This window comes from Sphingopyxis flava, assembly GCF_900168005.1.
Taxonomy (GTDB): Bacteria; Pseudomonadota; Alphaproteobacteria; order Sphingomonadales; family Sphingomonadaceae; genus Sphingopyxis; species Sphingopyxis flava.
This window is the reverse complement of sequence record NZ_FUYP01000005.1, coordinates 146,658-162,362: the sequence shown is the minus strand read 5'-3', so window position 1 is coordinate 162,362 and position 15,705 is coordinate 146,658. Positions and strand designations below refer to the sequence as shown.

Here is a 15,705-nt window from a genome sequence, read left to right as displayed (position 1 = left end):
GTATCGCCGCGCATTCGCAGTTACCGTCGGAGCCGCAGCGCGAACTCGGTGCGCACCCAAAGGGTCCGACGCGATGAGCCCGTGGATGACCGGTCTGGTCGAGAGATGGACAATATTGGTATCGCTGTCATTCTTCTTGAAAACCAGTCCCGCCGATCCCGTCGGACCTGGTCACGCCGCCAATTGGGGATTCGGTGAGCAGGTGCAAGGTGATGCTTGTTGGCGTTCTGGCCGCGGGCACATGCTGTTATGCGGGCGGTGTTCTGCGTGGCCCGTCCGTGGGCACGCGCGAGGCCCCCTCGCTTCTATCTCGGTAGATCGCAGCTCGTGCCAGAAGCATGAGCGTGACAGGCGTTGTCAGCGTGACGAAAACGCCAATCAGGATTTCATGAATGACGGGGCGCGATTGAAGGACCGAGAAACTCACCATCGATGCGGCGAGGATCAGGGCGGCGCCGAGCGTGGTCCCCAGTGTCGGAGCGTGCACCCGCTCATAAAAGCTCTTCAGCTGAAGCAAGCCCAAGGTTCCGATGAGTGTCGTCGTGGCTCCTGTCAGCAGGAGGAGGCCGACGATCACTGCTGCCCAGGTCGGAAGGTCCGGTCCCTGAATCATTCGATCACTTCTCCCCGCATCAGAAACTTGGCGAGCGCGACCGTTCCTGCAAATCCCAGGAGGCCAATGGCCAGCGCTGCTTCGAAATAGAGGCTTCTCCCGGTCTGGATCCCGTAAGTAACGAGAAGCAGCGTCGCCCCCAGATAAAGCGCATCGAGGCCGAGCACACGGTCTTGTGCTCGCGGTCCGCGCGCCATGCGATAGGTGGCGCACAGCATCGAAAGTCCAAGGAGGATCTGCGAGGAGGTGATGACGAGCGCGAGAAACAACGTGCTCATTCGAAAATCTCCAGAAGAAGCCGTTCGTAACGATCCTTGATGAACCTTATCCATGTCTCCTCGTCGATCAGATCAAGCACATGGATAAGGATGACGTGCCGCCGCGCGTCATGCTGCACCCAGAGCGTCCCGGGTGTTGCCGTGATAATGACCGCCAGTACGGCGAGAGCATAAGGATTGCGAAGCTCCACCGGCAGGTGAAGAAAGCCCGAGTGGCGCTCGGCAGGCTTGAACAATATGATCCGGGCAACCGCAAAGTTGGACCGCACGATATCCGCCAGGACCAGGCCTGCAAGACGGAATATCGCCAAACTCGGCCGGAAGCCGGTGGGTTCGGGCTTAAGCGAGAGCATCGTGCGCGAGACTAACGCCGCGACCAGGCCGCCGAGGAGCACGTGGCCCGGCGAAAAGCCGGTGAGCAGGATCCACATGACGAAGAGCGCCAGGGTCAGCACAGGATATGGAAAGAGGCGGTTCATCGTGCGCCGCCTCCCTGCACGGCAGGCCCCGCCGCTTCGATATAGCTGCCGGGGTCATGAAGCGCGCCGGCAGTGGCTTGCATGAAATCCATGGCGGGGCCGGCCGCGAGCATCAACGTCAGGCATACTGTGAGAAGGAGACCGATCGGCGTCACCTCGACAAGACTGAGGCGCGACGGAGAATCCTCCCCGGGCGTCCAGAGGCGATCGATCCCGGCACGCGTCATGGCAATCGTCGTCGCCAGTCCTGACAGGATGATGAGGGCAATTAATGCCCAATGCGAGAGAGCAATGGAGACGTGGCGGAACAGCGCATCGATGAGCGCGAATTTTGCGATGAAGCCCGACAAGGGGGGAAGCCCGGCAAGAAGCAAGGCGCAGAAAATGAACCCGCCACCCAAAATCGCGATCGTTCCCGGTATGATGACGCCCTCTTCGGTTTCCTCCTCCTCGATGGCACCGACATATTCGTCGTCGAAGACCGGCTCGGAGATGCCCTCGATTATATCCGCTTCGTCGGCGTGACGCTCCACGGGTTCGATAAGGAGGTAGAGCGCGCTGACCGCGAGCGTTGAACTGACGAGATAGAAGAGCAGCGCGGCTGTAAGCGCTTCGCCGCCGATTCCGATCGCGGATAGCAATATGCCCGACGATACGAGAACATAATGACCTGCAATGCGGGTCAAATGACGCGCGGCAAGGATACCGACGATGCCGAATACCATCGTCGCGAGCCCCGCGTAGAGCAGTGCGTCGTTGGCAAAGCCTGCAGCGCCTCCCGAATCCTTCCCGAAGAGCAGGAACGACAGGCGCAGGATGACGTAGATGCCAACCTTGGTCATGATAGCGAATACCGCCGCGACCGGAGGCGAGGCGGCCGCATAGGTCCGCGGCAGCCAGAAGCAGAGGGGCCAGATGCCCGCTTTGACCAGAAAGGCCACGCCGAGGATTGCGGCGCCGGCCTCCAGGAGGGCCAGATTCTCGTCGGCCGCCGAACTGAGGCTGACCGCAAGATCAGCCATATTGAGGGTACCGGTGACCGAATAAAGGAGCGCAACGCCAACGAGGAACAGCAGCGAGGCGGCGATATTGATGGCGATATAATGAAGACTGGCGCTGGTCCGCTCGGTGCCCGATCCATGCAGGATGAGCCCATAGGAGGCCGCGAGCAGGACTTCGAAAAAGACGAAAAGATTGAAGATGTCGCCGGTGAGGAAAGCGCCGTTGATTCCCATCAAGAGCAGCAGGAACAGCGCGTGGAAACGCGGCCCCGATCGATCCCAGCGCGCGGTGGCATAGAAAAGAGACGTAAAGCCGAGGATGCTGGTCAGCAGCAACATCATCGCCGACAGGCGATCCGCGACCAGCGTGATGGCGAAGGGCGACGGCCAATCACCGATCCGGTAGGCGACAGGCCCGCTTTCGCGCGCCGACCATAAGAGGAGGGCGGCAGCCCCGACCAGAAGCGCGGAGACGCCGAGGCTCAAGATCCGCTTGGCGGTTCGGCGGCGCTCGTCCATCGAGAGCATGAACGCGCTCGCCACCAGCGGCAGCAGGATGGGGACGATGACCAGATGTGCAAGCCAGCCCGTCACGCCTCCCCATCCTCCCCATCGACATGGTCGGTACCCGTCAAACCGCGCGAGGCCATCAGCACGACGAGAAGCAGCGCGGTCGTGGCGAACGAGATGACGATGGCGGTCAGCACCAGCGCTTGAGGCACGGGATCGGCATAGGCCGCCGGATCCGCCGCGCCTTTGCCCACGATCGGGGGGGCGTCGGTGCGCAGGCGTCCAGCCGCTATGATGAAGAGATTGACGGCATAGGAGAGCAGCGAGAGTCCAAGGATCACCTGGAAGGTGCGCGGGCGGAACAAGAGCCAGAGCCCCGACGCGGTGAGGATGCCGATGGCAAGCGAGAGGACGATTTCCATCAGGCCGTCCCATCCGCAGGCGAGGGGTGTCTCTCGGCCTCCCCCTTTCTCTTGAGCGGAGACCGGATCGACTGGTGCGCGAGCGCGATCAAGATCAGCACGGTCGTACCGACGACGACGGCGAAAACGCCGATGTCGAAAAGCAGCGCGCTGGCGATGGGGATGTCGCCGATGAGTGGGATCCTAAGATAGCTGAAATGGCTGGTGAGGAAGGGGTAGCCGCCGATCCATGCCGCGATGCCGGTTCCGACCGCGAGCAGCAAGCCGAGGCTGATCCAGCGAAGCGGACGGATATCGAGGTGGGCTTCGACCCATCGCGTCCCCCCTGCCATATAGAGGAGGAGAATGGCGATCGAGGCGGTCACCCCGCCTGCAAAGCCGCCGCCCGGCAGGTCGTGCCCGCGCATCAGCAGATAGATGGCAAAGGTCAGGATCACGGGGAACAGCCATTGCATGATGATCCGCGGAACGAAGAGATAATGGATGAGCGTGTCGCCGTGCGAGCGCTCCTCGTCGTCGCGGTCGAAGTCGTTCTGGCGCTGCTGCTGATGCGGCAGCTCGACGCTCTCGGGTGCCGGCCGGAAACGCCTGAGCAGCGTGAACACCGTCAGCGCGACGATGGCGAGCACGGTGATTTCGCCGAGCGTATCGAAGCCGCGAAAATCGACGAGAATGACGTTGACCACATTGGCTCCGCCGCCGCCCGGGTACGCATTCTCGACAAAATAGCGCGAAATGCTCGGGGCGCTCGGCCGCGTCATCATCGCATAGGAGAGTGCGGCCATTCCGATGCCGCCCGAAACTGCAAGCAGCAGGTCGCGGCTGCGGCGCAGGCGAACGCTCCAGGGTGTGCGCGCCTCGGGCCAGATATCGGGCTGGCGCAGCGGCAGCCATCGAAGACCGAGCAAGAGGAGCACGAGGGTGATGATCTCGACAAGCAACTGCGTAAGACCAAGGTCGGGCGCGGAAAGCCAGATGAAGCTGATGCAGGTGGCGAGGCCTGCCCCGCCGATCAACGACAACGCGACGAGACGGTGGAATTTGGCCTGCCATGCCGCGCCGACGGCGCAGAGCGAGCCGATGGTCCACAGCAGGGCAAACACCGGATCGATCAAGGCCACCGGTTGCGAGCCCGGGCGGTAGTCGAGGAAAAGAAACGGCAAGGTTCCAACCAGGATCGCCGTTCCGATCAGAAGCCGCAACTGGACTTGCAATTTGGTCGTACCGAGCAGGTCCTGAAGCGTTCGCGCCCAGTCGATGATGGCCGCCAGCGCCGCTTCGAAGGTGCGCCGGGCTTTCAGGCGGCCGATGAGCGGCGAGCGCTCCACAGCATTAAGGCGCGCGCCGTAGCGCCCATAAGCAAGCGCTCCCCCGACCAGTGCGATGAGGCTCATGAGCAGCGGCGGGTTGAACCCGTGCCAGACCGCGAGGCTGTAAGCCGGCGTTTGTTCACCCAAGACGGCACCCACGGCGAGCGCGAGAAGGGGCCCGATCGTGAGGCCGGGCAGGATACCCACGAGCAGGCATGCAAGCACGAGTATCTCGATCGGAAAGCGCATCCAGTGCGGCGCCTCGCGGGGGGAATGGGGAAGGTCCACGGGCGGCGGTCCGAAGAATGACTGGTGAATGAAGCGGATCGAATAAAAGACGCTGAACGCGCTTGCGAGGGTAGCCAAAATGGGAAGGGCGGCATCGAGTATCGTCCCGCTGTGCGCCTCGAGAGCTTCGGCAAGAAACATCTCCTTCGACAGAAATCCGTTGAGTAGCGGGACACCGGCCATGGCAGCCGCGGCGACCATCGCGAGCGTTGCGGTGATCGGCATGAACCGGGCGAGACCGCTGAGGCGCCTCAGGTCGCGCGTCCCGGTTTCGTGGTCGATGATGCCGGCTGCCATGAATAGCGAAGCCTTGAAGGTCGCGTGATTGAGCGTGTGGAAAATGGCAGCGACCGCGGCGAGCGGGCTGCCCAATCCCAGAAGAAGGGTGATGAGCCCGAGATGACTGATCGTCGAATAGGCGAGGAGGCCTTTGAGATCCTGCTGAAAGATCGCGGACCATGCTCCCACGAGCAAGGTCGCAAGGCCTGCGGTTGTGACAATGAGGTACCAGCTTTCGGTTCCCGAAAGGACGGGCCACAGGAGGATGAGAAGAAAAATGCCCGCCTTCACCATCGTCGCGGAGTGAAGATAGGCCGACACCGGCGTCGGCGCGGCCATCGCGTGCGGCAGCCAGAAGTGGAACGGAACCTGCGCGCTTTTCGTAAATGCGCCGAGCAGGATAAGGATCAGCACCGGCAGATAGGCGCCGTGCGCCCGGACGGTCGATCCCGCCGCTAGCACGGTGTCGACGTCGTAACTGCCCGTGATCCGGCCGAGCAGCAGGAAGCCGATGAGCATACAGACGCCGCCGAGGCTGGTCACGATCAGGGCCATTCGGGCGCCGTCGCGAGCGGCCTGATTGTGATGCCAATAGCCGATGAGCAAGAAGGAAAAGAGGCTGGTCAGCTCCCAGAAAAAAGCGAGCTGGATCAGATTGCCCGAGAGGACGATGCCGAGCATCGCGCCCATGAAAGCCTGGAGGAAGGCGAAGAAGCGCGGAACGGGATCCTTCGGCGACATGTAGTAGCGGGCATAGAGGATCACCAGCGCGCCCATGCTGAGCACCAGCAAGGCGAAGAGCCACGTAAAACCGTCGAGCCTCAGCGTGAACTGGAGGCCGAGCGAGGGAAGCCAGGCGGCTTCGAGACGCACGATCTCGCCTCCCGCGATAGCGGGGTAGAAGGCAGCAAGCAGCCCGACTCCGGCAAGAGCGATGGTGCCGGCGAGGGCAGAAGCCCAATTCCGCCCCGCCTGCGGCAGGGCAGCCGCAATCATGCTGCCTAAAAAGGGAAGGCTCACCACCGCCAAAAGGTAGCGCGGGTCATTCATCGGGTGTGACAGGCTCCTGCGGCTCGCGAGATAATTTTCGTCTTAGAGAGGCGCACCGCGTCAAGGCAAGACCGCGAGTGGCCTGCGTGCGGGGCACGGCCGCGGTTTGCTATTTGTCAGCGCTGCCGACGATGAGAAGGTCGCCCGAATGGTTCTCGAGCAGCTTCCTTTCGGTGCTGCCGATGATCGCTTCAAAGAGAACGCCGTGGCCATGGCTTCCAACGACCGTGAGATCCGCGAAATGGTCTTCGGCAAACTCGCTGATGAGGCGTTCGACAGCGCCGGTCTCCACCACGAGATCGAGGCGCGCTGCAAGATCGTCGCTTATGCGCGGATCCGCGACGATCTCCGCGAGCATGTGAGAGCGCAGATCATAATCGGTTTCGAGGTCTGCGGGAGCTGCCGCAGAGGGAACATCGTGGGCGTGGAACAGCGTAAGGCGCGCGCGCGGGAACAAGCTTGCCGAGGCAAGCAGCGCCTCCCGCGCCCCAGGCGAGCGGTCGGTTGCAACGATGATGTTGCGGTAAGGACCAGCGGGTCGATCGTGCACGACCAGCAGGGGAACCGAAAGGGTCCGGATCAACCGCTTTGCGGTGCCCCCGAGCAGGAGGCTACCCAGGATGGCGCTCCGGCCGACACCTACAATGACCAGATCGCAGCCTTCTTTCACTGCAATCGACTGCAGTTCGGCGGCTGGGTCGCCGCTCGCTACAAGGATGTCCGCCGCGACGCCGCTGGCTGCCAGATGCGACTCCAGTGTCCGGCGCGCGCGCCGGGCCGGTGACACGGGGCGCCTTCGTCCCCTCGGCTCGAGCATATGCTCGGGGCCGGGTTCGACGATTGTCGCCGCAATCAAACGGGCGTTCCATTCGCCCGCCATCGCAATCGCGCGGTCGAGGGCGCGGTCGCATCGGCAACTGAGGTCGGTGGCGAGAAGAATGACCTTCGGCTGTTCCCCGGAATGATCGTTCATGTTCGTCATTCTTCTTCCTTCTGCGCGCCCATCTCTTGCGGCGCGGTGACGTTCGCCCTCCGCATAGCACGGCGTTGCGCCGACCTGCGACGCAATCGAAGGCGGTGTCCGGAAAATCTTGGGTCGCAAGCGACGCAGAGCAGGGGAAAAGGGGCTTGCATGCCGACACGTTGGGGGCCGGTTGGCCGGAAGTCAAACGCATGTACCGCGCCGCTATGTGACATCGCGTGCAATTTGGTCGTTTCGCCGGCGCATGCTATAGGAAATTCTATGATGTGTTTTTCGGCACTTCGTTTCCTGGCTCATGCTGGCAGCCTGCTCACGCGTGGCGTGGCCTCGGCGCGGCGGCGCCCTGCCTGAGGCGCAGGGCTACGCCGACCCCGAGGCTCTCGCCGGGCTGTTCTCCCGGCCTTTCGCACATTCGATAGATTGCGGCCCGCAGCCCAGCGGGTCGGAAATGGCGCCTGTGCGCCCGGAGTTTTCCATGAGCCATTTGGTGTCTGAGGCTGAAGCCTTCGGCATTTTGCAAGCGCGCCGCGCGCAACTCGTCAAGGCGGCTGCCTCGGCATTGGCCGGGGTGGTTTCCCCCGACGATGCCGCGCAAACCGCCGCAACATTGCTGGAAATGATGATCGCCGCCTACGAAGGCTCGCAAGCCCCCTCCAGCGGGGTCGAGGCGCTGCCGCGCAAGGCCTTTATCGTCTTCGGCGACAATCTTGTGCCGCTGCTCAAGGACATTGTCGGTGAACCGCCCGTCGGTTTTCTCTCGCGCTGCGTCGACGCCTATTGGCGGAGCGCCGCGTCGGTGCTCGAGCCAGCCTGACGTCCAAGCCGATCACCGGAGCCGGACCGCATCGCTTCGGCGCCGCGTCCTGAAGAGCAAGCCGGAAGAGGGATCGACGTGGATCGGGGCCGAAGGCGGCGTCGATCCGATCGAAGGGCCCCGCCGCACTGGGCTCAGCCCCCAAAAGCTTCGCCCTTTTTCGTACGGGTTCGGCCGTCTTTCAGGAGAGGCCGGCCGCCACCTGACAAGGAGATATTGCGTGAACATATTTTTGGCGCAGCAGTCGCTGTTTGGCCTTTTGATCCGAAAGGCTGCATCGCGTGCAAGCGCGATGCTCGCCGATCCCGTGGATGCCCCGCGCTTGCGGACCCCATCGGATTGCGGGATGACCGAAATCGAACGGCTGGAACATTCGGTCCTTGCCGAGGACCAACTGCTGGCTGTCGCCCTGCGGCTGATCGCTGGGCCGGCGGCGCCGTCCGCGATCGAGGCTGCGCTTGATAATTTCTTTGCGACCCCTCCTGGCCGGCTCGCGGTGGAGGCGCAGCGACGCGCCGTCTTCCAAAATGGGAAGGGGCAGCCGCTCGCGCTCGGACCCGCCTGCAAGATTGCCGAGGCAATCGAAGAACGTCTCGAGCGGGAAGCAGACAGGTCCCTCGAGACTCTCGAAGCCTATGCGGATCTTTACAGCGATCTGTGGTGTGATCCCAGGATTGCGGCGCCCGTCACCGTCCGACGCGAGATGCTCGCGCTTGTGAACGCCCTCCATGAGCGCTGTGCTCGCACAAGAGCAGCCGAGAGGCAGGAGATGGACCCATGAGTCGCATTCCGCAGAGGCCGCGGCCGGAAGCCCGGCCCTTCAACCTTCGATGTCGTAGCAGGTTCCTTCTTATCATCGCCTTTAGCGTGATTTTCGCAGCCACGTGCTGGCTCGTGGGGACAATATTGAGGGCCGCACCATGAAAGGATGGAGTTTGAAAATGTCCAATCTGGCGGGTCTGTCGTTGAGCTGGACCTATACGCTTGAAGAGATATTGGGGCTTGTTCTCGTTGCGGGGATCGTGGGCCTTTACAGCCTCATGTTCGCATTCACCGAACGCAACTGGCGCGGCTGGCTGGTTTCGGCCTGCCTATCCTTCGCGGCGATGGCGTGGCTGATCGCTGCAAGCTCGTCAGCACAACCCGCAAATGCGAGCGACACGAGGACGGCAGCATCTCATCTCGTTTCGGCGCCCGTCTGACCCGTGGCGCGGCAAGGCGCCAGGGTCCGGGCCGCAGCTGCAAGCGCAGACGGACAAATATGCGTCTGCCGGCGATCCATGCGATGCCGAGCGCCTCGCTGTCGGAAGACGGCTTGCCTTGGCGGCGAATCAGACGAGCGTCGTCGTGATGGGCAGTCCGTCTTTCAGCGTCCGGGTGACCGGGGTGCGCTCGGCGATGTCAGCGAGACGGGATTTTTGCACATCGTCGAGACCTGCAATGGAAAGTGTGCGATCGATGTGCATCGCACCGGGTCCGCCCGAGAGGCGAAGGCCAACCTCGACCGATTGAAGCGGCCATTGCTTGCGGTCCGCGTACATGCGCAGCGTAATCGCGGTGCATGCGCCGAGGCTGGCGAGAAGCAGGTCATAGGGGGCGGGGCCGGCGGCGCCTCCCCCGAGGCCGGGAGGCTCGTCGGATACCAGCTTGTGGCCGCCGACCTCGATCTCGGTACGATAGCGGTCCTTGCCGATACGTGCGGTGCCCATGGCCATGCTTTTTCTCCTGCTGCGGCCCCGCGCAAATCTCTCACGCTCCCTCGGTGGGGGCAAGCCTCATCGCCAGGCGGTGTCGCCGGGAAGGCCGAGCCGCTCGGCTGCCTGCCACGCCGGGGATCCGCGATCCTTGATGCGATCGGCAAGCTTTGCCATCGCGCCGACCATCAGTCGGTCGCGCCGGCCAAGATCGTAGCGCGGGCCGAGTTCGAGCCGCGCGCGCACTGCGGGAGGCAATAGCGAGACTGCAGCGCGCGCGAGCGACTTGTGCAGAAAAGACGGCACCGAGGGCGCGGCGCGGCCCGACCCGATGATGTCGAGAAATTCGGTGACGATCGGGTGCGGCTCGAAACGCGGCAGCAATTCTTCCATCATTTCCAGAAAGTCGGCCTCTGACCTTGGTGTTCGGGTCACGCCATAGAGTAGCGCGACGGGTTCGCCCTCGCGCCAGAAGCGCGCCTGGTCGGCGGCCGAGAGCGGCGCCACGAAGCGATGATAGGCATTGAGAAAGCCATATTGCGCGGTTGCATAGACCCAATTGAGCAACTCGGTGTCGAGCGCCGAATAGGTCTCGCCTCCCGGCGTGGTTCCCGACACCTTGGCGTGCATGCGCCCCACGCCCCCGATCACCCGCCGCGCCGCGCTGGCGGGTGCATAGACGCCGGCCATCGCCGCCATGCCCGTGCGCTGCGAGCGGCCGATCGGGTCGGCCTTGTAAGTCGAATGATCCCAGACCCCCGACCGGATGCGGGCGTCGGCAAATTCGAGCAGCACTGCCGCAACCCCGCCGATGGCGAGCGCGACGGGATTTTTGAATACCCTCCACTGCACCGAATCGGGCGCGACAAGCGCGGGTTCTCCCTCGGGGCTGGTAAAATCGATCGCCATTGCGGCGGGACGACGGAGAATCGGCTTCATGGGCGCCTCCGTGTGGCGATTGACCTTCGGGATTTAATCGTTATCAGATGTGATAATTGATGGCAACGGGTGGAATGATGAACCTCGAATGGAGCGATGCCGAAGCCGAATTCGCGCGCGAGATGCGAGCGCTGCTCGAGCGCGAACTGACGGCGGACCTCCGTGCCGGCGCGGCGGGTATGACCAGCGTCTACGCTGATCATGGCGTGTCGATGGCCTGGCAGTCGAAGCTCCATGCGCAGGGTCTTGCCGCGCCGCACTGGCAGCCCGAGCACGGCGGGCGCGACTGGAGTGCGGCCCAATTCTACCTATGGGCGCGCGAGCGCGCGCGCTCCGGTGCACCTCCGCTCTCGCCGATGGGGATTCACATGGTCGCCCATGTCATCGCGGCCTTCGGAACCGAGGAGCAGAAAGCCTGGTTCCTGCCGCGTATCCTGTCGGGCGAGGTCTTCTTCTGTCAGGGTTATTCAGAACCGGGCGCGGGGTCCGATCTCGCGGCACTTCAGATGAGCGCGGTTGCCGATGGTGACGATTTCGTGCTCAACGGATCGAAAATCTGGACCACGCACGCGAGCGAGGCCAACTGGATTTTCTGCCTCGTCCGGACCTCGAAGGGCGATCGGCCCCAACAGGGGATCACCTTTCTGCTCGTTCCCATGGATCAGCCGGGGGTGACGGTTCGCCCCCTGACGATGATCTCAGGCGAAACGATCCAGACCGAGATCTTCTTCGATAATGCGCGGTCATCGAAGGCCAATGTGATCGGCGCGGTGGATCGGGGCTGGACCGTCGCCAAATATCTGCTCGAGTTCGAGCGAGGCGGGTCCGCGCACGCCCCGGCGCTCGCGATGCGAGTCGATGCTCTCGCGTGCCGCGCCGCCGAAACCCCAGCGAACAACGCTATGCTGGGCGACGATCCCGTCTTTGCACATAAGATCGCGCGCGCGCGCATCCGCGTCGACATATTGGAAATGATCGAGCTGCGCCTCCTGTCCTCGGCAGGGCAGGGGGCGAGCGTCGGGGTCATGGCGTCGCTGCTGAAGATCATGGCGACCGAACTTGCGCAGCATATCACCGAGCTCGACTATGAGGCTGCGGGTCCCGCGGGTACGGCCTTTCAGCCGCATGCAGGGCATCCGGGCGCCGCTGTTCCCTCGCATGTCCCGCCCGCCGACAGCCATCTGACCGGCGAACCCTGGCAGGCCATTGCTCCGCTGCGCTACTTCAACGAGCGCGCGGGATCGATCTACGCCGGATCGAATGAAATACAGCGCAATATTCTGGCCAAGGCGGTGCTGGGTCTCTGAAGCCATCGCCTTAGGCGGGGCTGTGAGGGCCGGGAGCTTGCTCTCGCGTTGCGGAGAAGCGGCGAGATCACCGCCTCGCCTGGGCGGCGCCATCGCGCCCAGCCCTCCATCCTGGCTTGCCCGCTGCGCCCACTCCCCGAGGGCATTAGCCTGCGCGCTGCATCGCCGCCGCATAACGTGCGACATGCGCATCGCTTGTCCCCAGCCGCTGTTCGATCGCGGTCGCGCGCTTGAAATAATGGCCCACGCGCAGCTCTTCGGTCATCCCCATCGCGCCATGCAGCTGCACCGCTTCCTGCGCCATCTTGCGGATCGCTTCATTCACGGTCGCCTTGGCTCCAGCGCTGGCGCGCGCGTCGTGAGGCTTCAGAGCCGCAAGCAGCGCGGCTGCCGAGATCTCCTCGCGCCGCAGCAGCATGTCGACCATGCGGTGCTGGAGCGCCTGGAAGCTCGAGAGCGGCTGTCCGAACTGTCGGCGCTGGCGGGTATAGGAGAGCGTATCCTCGAGAAGAACCCGCGCGAGCCCCGCTGCCTCGGCGCACAGCGCAGAAATCGCGGCCTCGACCGCGGCATGGAGGGCCGCCTCGGCGTCGCGCCCGCGTCCGATCTCGCGCGCCGCATCGATCGGCTCGCCCTCGAGCAGCAGGTCGGCGGCGGGCGCATCGTCGATCGTCCGATAGGGGTGGAGCTTGCCACACAGCGACGCTGTGGGAAGCTGGAAAAGACGCAGCTGCCCGCCCTCGTCGCGTGCGGGAAGCAAGATGTCGCTCGCCTCGGCGGCAAAGGGAACCGCGATCTTCTGGCCGGTGAGTGTCCAGCCGCCCGGCGCAGCTGTGGCGCGCGCACGGATTGCGGCAATATCGCCGCGGGTTTGCGGCTCTTCGATTGCGGTAATCACCAGCGCATCGCCGCGCGCGATCGCTCCCACGCGCGCGTCCTCGCCCAGCGCGAGCAGCAGCGTCGCCGACAGGATATGGCAGTCGATGAAGGGTGTGACGGCAAGTGCGGCGCCCAGCTCCTCGGCGATGATCATCGCGGCGACGCGTCCGCCGCCGACGCCGCCGACATGCTCGGGAAGCGGTGCGGCGCCGACGCCGATGGCTGCATCGACTTCGCGCCACGCGGCGAGCTGCGCCTCGGCGCTGCGCAAATGTCGCCGCTTCTCGAAGGGGAACCGCTGCGACAGGAAGCGCGCGAGCGAATCGCGCAGCAGTCGCTCTTCCTCCTTAAATTCCAGATCCATTCCACGCCTATGCGGGCATGGAAATAGTTTATCAAGTCTGATAATTTTTCACCAGTCCGGCGAGCAGCGTCTCGACCGTGTGTTTTCGGTAGCGTGCGTGCAAGTCATCGTCGGCGTGGGGCTTGCCCTCGAACACCACCTGCAGCGTCAGCCGGTTCGAATAGAGGCCGTCGGCCGCGCCGATCGTATTGAAGTAGAAGAGTTTGGGGTCGACGTCGCGAAATTCCCCTGCGGCGATGCCTTCCTCGATGATCCTTGCCTGTGCGCCCGCAATCTTCTTGAGCAGTTCGTCGCCAATGTGCCGCACGCGATCGGGCTCGGCGTCGCGGACCATATATTGGATCAGCCGATTGAGGTAGGGAATGCGGTAATAGGTGTCGAGGATGCCCTCGAGGTGAATGCGCATGCGTTCGGTCGCGGTCACATTCAGCCGGAACAGGGCGTCGAGCTGACGGATCGCCCGCAAAACATCGCGGTCGAGCAGGGCGGCGAGCATCCCTTCCTTGTCACCGAAATAATAGCGGATCATCCCGTGATTCACGCCCGCGCGCGCCGCGATGTCGACAATGCCGACATCAATCTTGTCCTGTTCGCGCATCAGGGCGCTCGCCGCATCGAGCAGGCCTTCGCGGATCGATCCCCGCGTCCGGCTTTCGGTTTTCTCGCTTGCGCTTGCCATCTCAGCTCCTTGGGGCCCGAAAGACCATCCCTTGCCCGAAAATGCAATTGCTGTTGCAATCTCTATCAGCAATGATAACTATCACGCCTGATAATTCGCAATGGGAGGGTTTGATGAGCATGACGGGACGGTCGCTTCTGTTGGCGGGAATCGGGATTGCAGCGCTTGCGACGGTGCCCGCCCGGGCGCAGGATGCGGAAAGAAGCGAGACTGTGACCGCGGACGACGGCGTGATCGTCGTCACCGCGCAGCGCCGCGCCGAGGCGATCAACGACATCGGCCTCGCAATCCAGGCCTTCTCAGGCGACACGCTTGAAAATCTGCGCGTAACCTCGACCGAGGATCTCCAGGCCGTGGTGCCCAGCCTCAACGTCTCGCGCGGCTATCAGGGGATTCCCATTTATACGCTGCGCGGGATCGGCTTCAACACGATCAACCTTTCGGCGACCTCGACGGTCGGCACCTATCAGGACGAGGTCGCGCTCGCCTATCCGTTCATGAACAGCGGTCCTGTCTACGACCTTGAACGCGTCGAGGTGCTCAAAGGACCGCAGGGCACGCTCTACGGTCGCAACACCACCGGCGGACTCGTCAACTTCATCACGGCCAAGCCAAAGTTCGGCGAATTTTCCGGCGGCGCCACGGTCGAGGGCGGCAGCCAGCAAACGCTCAACAGCGAGGTCTTCCTCAATCTACCGCTCGGCGACGCAGTCGCAGCGCGCTTTGCATGGCGCACCGAAGACAGTTGGCAGGGGTGGCAGCACAGCATTTCGCGTGACGAAAAGCTGGGCGAGGTGCATCGCTACGGCGGGCGGCTGACGCTCGCCGCCGAACCCACCGACGGCATGAGAATCGAGATTGGGGCGAATGTGTGGGTCAACAAGTCCGACACGCTTGCGGGGCAGGCGGTGGGCTTCACGCCCAACACCGATCCCGCTAACGGCACGATCTTCAGCCTCTTCAATGCCCCGGGCCTGCCGCAATATGTCGCGGACAACGCGGGCCGCTGGGATTCGAACAGCGCCGACTGGGCGCCGCGCTCGGTGCGGGGTGCCGATATCGGCATCGGCCCCGGCATCGACGGACCCTTGAAGGAGGACAGCGATTTCGTCGGGTTGCGCGGGCTCATCCAGTTCGATCTCGCCGACGATTTGAGTTTCATTTCACTCACCGGCTACAACCGCGTGAAGCGCAACGCCAAATATGACTGGAGCGGCGCTCCCTACGAGATACTGATCCAGCACGCCGAAGGCCGGATCGAGAGTATCTCGCAGGAGCTTCGCTTCCAGGGGGCAACCGGTCCCGCCGAATGGGTGATCGGCGGCTATTACGCCAGCGATACGCTGACCGACACCAACCAGACGCTTCTCGGCCAGAATGCCAATGTCGGTGCGATCCGCGCGCTGATCCTCCAGCTCGGCCTTCTGAACACACCGTTCAACTCGCCAGGCTACACTGCTCTTGACGTTGCGCAATCCTTCCGCACCTATCGCGACCAGGCGGCGTTCGACACCGAGACGTGGAGCCTGTTCGCAAGCGCCGACTGGCAGCTCACAGAGACGCTGAAGCTCACCACGGGAATCCGCTACACGAAGGACCGGCAGGAGTATGAGGGATGCTCGCGCTCGATTGGCGATTCGATGCTGCCCAACGTCAACCTGTTCAACCGCGCCTTCTTCTTCCAGGTCTACGGCGTCTTCACGCCTCCCATCACCGCGAACCAATGCAACACCTTCGATGTCGATACCGGGACTTTCGGGGCGGTCACCTCGACGCTCAAGGAGGATAATGTCGCGTGGCGCGGCGCGCTGACCTGA

General features: G+C 63.5%; 16 protein-coding genes. 5 read left to right on the top strand and 11 right to left on the bottom strand.

What is annotated here, in order from left to right:
- Window positions 1-247: 247 nt before the first annotated feature.
- From mnhG to B5X69_RS05765, 7 genes are all read right to left on the bottom strand, one after another.
- Window positions 248-613: a monovalent cation/H(+) antiporter subunit G gene (gene mnhG / locus B5X69_RS05795; protein ID WP_079637741.1), complete on the bottom strand. Its 366-nt coding sequence runs from the start codon at window positions 611-613 to the stop codon at window positions 248-250.
- Entirely contained in the window at window positions 610-891 is a 282-nt protein-coding gene (locus B5X69_RS05790; RefSeq protein ID WP_079637740.1) for a K+/H+ antiporter subunit F, read from the bottom strand. The genes mnhG and B5X69_RS05790 overlap by 4 nt, the downstream gene beginning before the upstream one ends.
- On the bottom strand, window positions 888-1,370 hold the full coding sequence (locus B5X69_RS05785; protein WP_079637739.1) for a Na+/H+ antiporter subunit E: 483 nt from the start codon (window positions 1,368-1,370) through the stop codon (window positions 888-890). The genes B5X69_RS05790 and B5X69_RS05785 overlap by 4 nt, the downstream gene beginning before the upstream one ends.
- Window positions 1,367-2,965: a monovalent cation/H+ antiporter subunit D gene (locus B5X69_RS05780; protein ID WP_079637738.1), complete on the bottom strand. Its 1,599-nt coding sequence runs from the start codon at window positions 2,963-2,965 to the stop codon at window positions 1,367-1,369. The genes B5X69_RS05785 and B5X69_RS05780 overlap by 4 nt, the downstream gene beginning before the upstream one ends.
- Window positions 2,962-3,303: a Na+/H+ antiporter subunit C gene (locus B5X69_RS05775; protein ID WP_079637737.1), complete on the bottom strand. Its 342-nt coding sequence runs from the start codon at window positions 3,301-3,303 to the stop codon at window positions 2,962-2,964. Before B5X69_RS05775 ends, B5X69_RS05780 begins: the two co-directional genes overlap by 4 nt.
- Window positions 3,303-6,230 carry a monovalent cation/H+ antiporter subunit A gene (locus tag B5X69_RS05770; protein ID WP_079637736.1) on the bottom strand — a complete coding sequence of 976 codons (2,928 nt, stop codon included), beginning with the start codon at window positions 6,228-6,230 and terminating at the stop codon, window positions 3,303-3,305. The genes B5X69_RS05775 and B5X69_RS05770 overlap by 1 nt, the downstream gene beginning before the upstream one ends.
- Before the next feature lie 109 nt (window positions 6,231-6,339).
- A complete protein-coding gene (locus tag B5X69_RS05765) occupies window positions 6,340-7,212 on the bottom strand; it encodes a universal stress protein (RefSeq protein WP_079637735.1) in 873 nt (290 codons plus the stop codon).
- Between the two features lie 475 nt (window positions 7,213-7,687).
- Here B5X69_RS05765 and B5X69_RS05760 point away from each other — a divergent pair, with 475 nt between their 5' ends.
- From B5X69_RS05760 to B5X69_RS05750, 3 genes are all read left to right on the top strand, one after another.
- Window positions 7,688-8,026 carry a hypothetical protein gene (locus tag B5X69_RS05760; protein ID WP_139375674.1) on the top strand — a complete coding sequence of 113 codons (339 nt, stop codon included), beginning with the start codon at window positions 7,688-7,690 and terminating at the stop codon, window positions 8,024-8,026.
- A gap of 220 nt (window positions 8,027-8,246) precedes the next feature.
- Window positions 8,247-8,807: a hypothetical protein gene (locus tag B5X69_RS05755; RefSeq protein WP_079637733.1), complete on the top strand. Its 561-nt coding sequence runs from the start codon at window positions 8,247-8,249 to the stop codon at window positions 8,805-8,807.
- A gap of 160 nt (window positions 8,808-8,967) precedes the next feature.
- Entirely contained in the window at window positions 8,968-9,228 is a 261-nt protein-coding gene (locus B5X69_RS05750; protein WP_079637732.1) for a hypothetical protein, read from the top strand.
- A gap of 129 nt (window positions 9,229-9,357) precedes the next feature.
- Here the strand turns inward: B5X69_RS05750 and B5X69_RS05745 are convergent, their stop codons facing one another.
- Together B5X69_RS05745 and B5X69_RS05740 are read right to left on the bottom strand one after the other, a co-directional pair.
- Window positions 9,358-9,741, bottom strand: coding sequence for an OsmC family protein (locus B5X69_RS05745; protein ID WP_079637731.1), 384 nt, complete (start codon window positions 9,739-9,741; stop codon window positions 9,358-9,360).
- 60 nt (window positions 9,742-9,801) lie between these two features.
- Window positions 9,802-10,659 (bottom strand): oxygenase MpaB family protein, encoded by an 858-nt coding sequence (locus tag B5X69_RS05740; protein ID WP_245798626.1) that lies wholly within the window; start codon window positions 10,657-10,659, stop codon window positions 9,802-9,804.
- A 77-nt stretch (window positions 10,660-10,736) separates the two neighbouring features.
- Between B5X69_RS05740 and B5X69_RS05735 the strand changes: the two genes are divergently transcribed.
- On the top strand, window positions 10,737-11,966 hold the full coding sequence (locus tag B5X69_RS05735; RefSeq protein WP_079637824.1) for an acyl-CoA dehydrogenase family protein: 1,230 nt from the start codon (window positions 10,737-10,739) through the stop codon (window positions 11,964-11,966).
- A gap of 145 nt (window positions 11,967-12,111) precedes the next feature.
- Here the strand turns inward: B5X69_RS05735 and B5X69_RS05730 are convergent, their stop codons facing one another.
- Window positions 12,112-13,209 (bottom strand): acyl-CoA dehydrogenase family protein, encoded by a 1,098-nt coding sequence (locus B5X69_RS05730; protein WP_079637730.1) that lies wholly within the window; start codon window positions 13,207-13,209, stop codon window positions 12,112-12,114.
- A gap of 31 nt (window positions 13,210-13,240) precedes the next feature.
- Complete coding sequence (locus B5X69_RS05725; protein ID WP_079637729.1) at window positions 13,241-13,888, bottom strand: TetR family transcriptional regulator; 648 nt, start codon at window positions 13,886-13,888, stop codon at window positions 13,241-13,243.
- Window positions 13,889-14,001: 113 nt separating this feature from the next.
- Between B5X69_RS05725 and B5X69_RS05720 the strand changes: the two genes are divergently transcribed.
- Complete coding sequence (locus tag B5X69_RS05720; protein ID WP_217699100.1) at window positions 14,002-15,705, top strand: TonB-dependent receptor; 1,704 nt, start codon at window positions 14,002-14,004, stop codon at window positions 15,703-15,705.

What these genes read in the sequence shown, in the direction of transcription:
- mnhG (WP_079637741.1), bottom strand. Translation starts at nt 613, where the DNA reads ATGATTCAGGGACCGGACCTTCCGACCTGGGCAGCAGTGATCGTCGGC.
- B5X69_RS05790 (WP_079637740.1), bottom strand. Translation starts at nt 891, where the DNA reads ATGAGCACGTTGTTTCTCGCGCTCGTCATCACCTCCTCGCAGATCCTC.
- B5X69_RS05785 (WP_079637739.1), bottom strand. Translation starts at nt 1,370, where the DNA reads ATGAACCGCCTCTTTCCATATCCTGTGCTGACCCTGGCGCTCTTCGTC.
- B5X69_RS05775 (WP_079637737.1), bottom strand. Translation starts at nt 3,303, where the DNA reads ATGGAAATCGTCCTCTCGCTTGCCATCGGCATCCTCACCGCGTCGGGG.
- B5X69_RS05770 (WP_079637736.1), bottom strand. Translation starts at nt 6,230, where the DNA reads ATGAATGACCCGCGCTACCTTTTGGCGGTGGTGAGCCTTCCCTTTTTA.
- B5X69_RS05765 (WP_079637735.1), bottom strand. Translation starts at nt 7,212, where the DNA reads ATGACGAACATGAACGATCATTCCGGGGAACAGCCGAAGGTCATTCTT.
- B5X69_RS05760 (WP_139375674.1), top strand. Translation starts at nt 7,688, where the DNA reads ATGAGCCATTTGGTGTCTGAGGCTGAAGCCTTCGGCATTTTGCAAGCG.
- B5X69_RS05750 (WP_079637732.1), top strand. Translation starts at nt 8,968, where the DNA reads ATGTCCAATCTGGCGGGTCTGTCGTTGAGCTGGACCTATACGCTTGAA.
- B5X69_RS05745 (WP_079637731.1), bottom strand. Translation starts at nt 9,741, where the DNA reads ATGGCCATGGGCACCGCACGTATCGGCAAGGACCGCTATCGTACCGAG.
- B5X69_RS05740 (WP_245798626.1), bottom strand. Translation starts at nt 10,659, where the DNA reads ATGAAGCCGATTCTCCGTCGTCCCGCCGCAATGGCGATCGATTTTACC.
- B5X69_RS05735 (WP_079637824.1), top strand. Translation starts at nt 10,737, where the DNA reads ATGAACCTCGAATGGAGCGATGCCGAAGCCGAATTCGCGCGCGAGATG.
- B5X69_RS05730 (WP_079637730.1), bottom strand. Translation starts at nt 13,209, where the DNA reads ATGGATCTGGAATTTAAGGAGGAAGAGCGACTGCTGCGCGATTCGCTC.
- B5X69_RS05725 (WP_079637729.1), bottom strand. Translation starts at nt 13,888, where the DNA reads ATGGCAAGCGCAAGCGAGAAAACCGAAAGCCGGACGCGGGGATCGATC.
- B5X69_RS05720 (WP_217699100.1), top strand. Translation starts at nt 14,002, where the DNA reads ATGAGCATGACGGGACGGTCGCTTCTGTTGGCGGGAATCGGGATTGCA.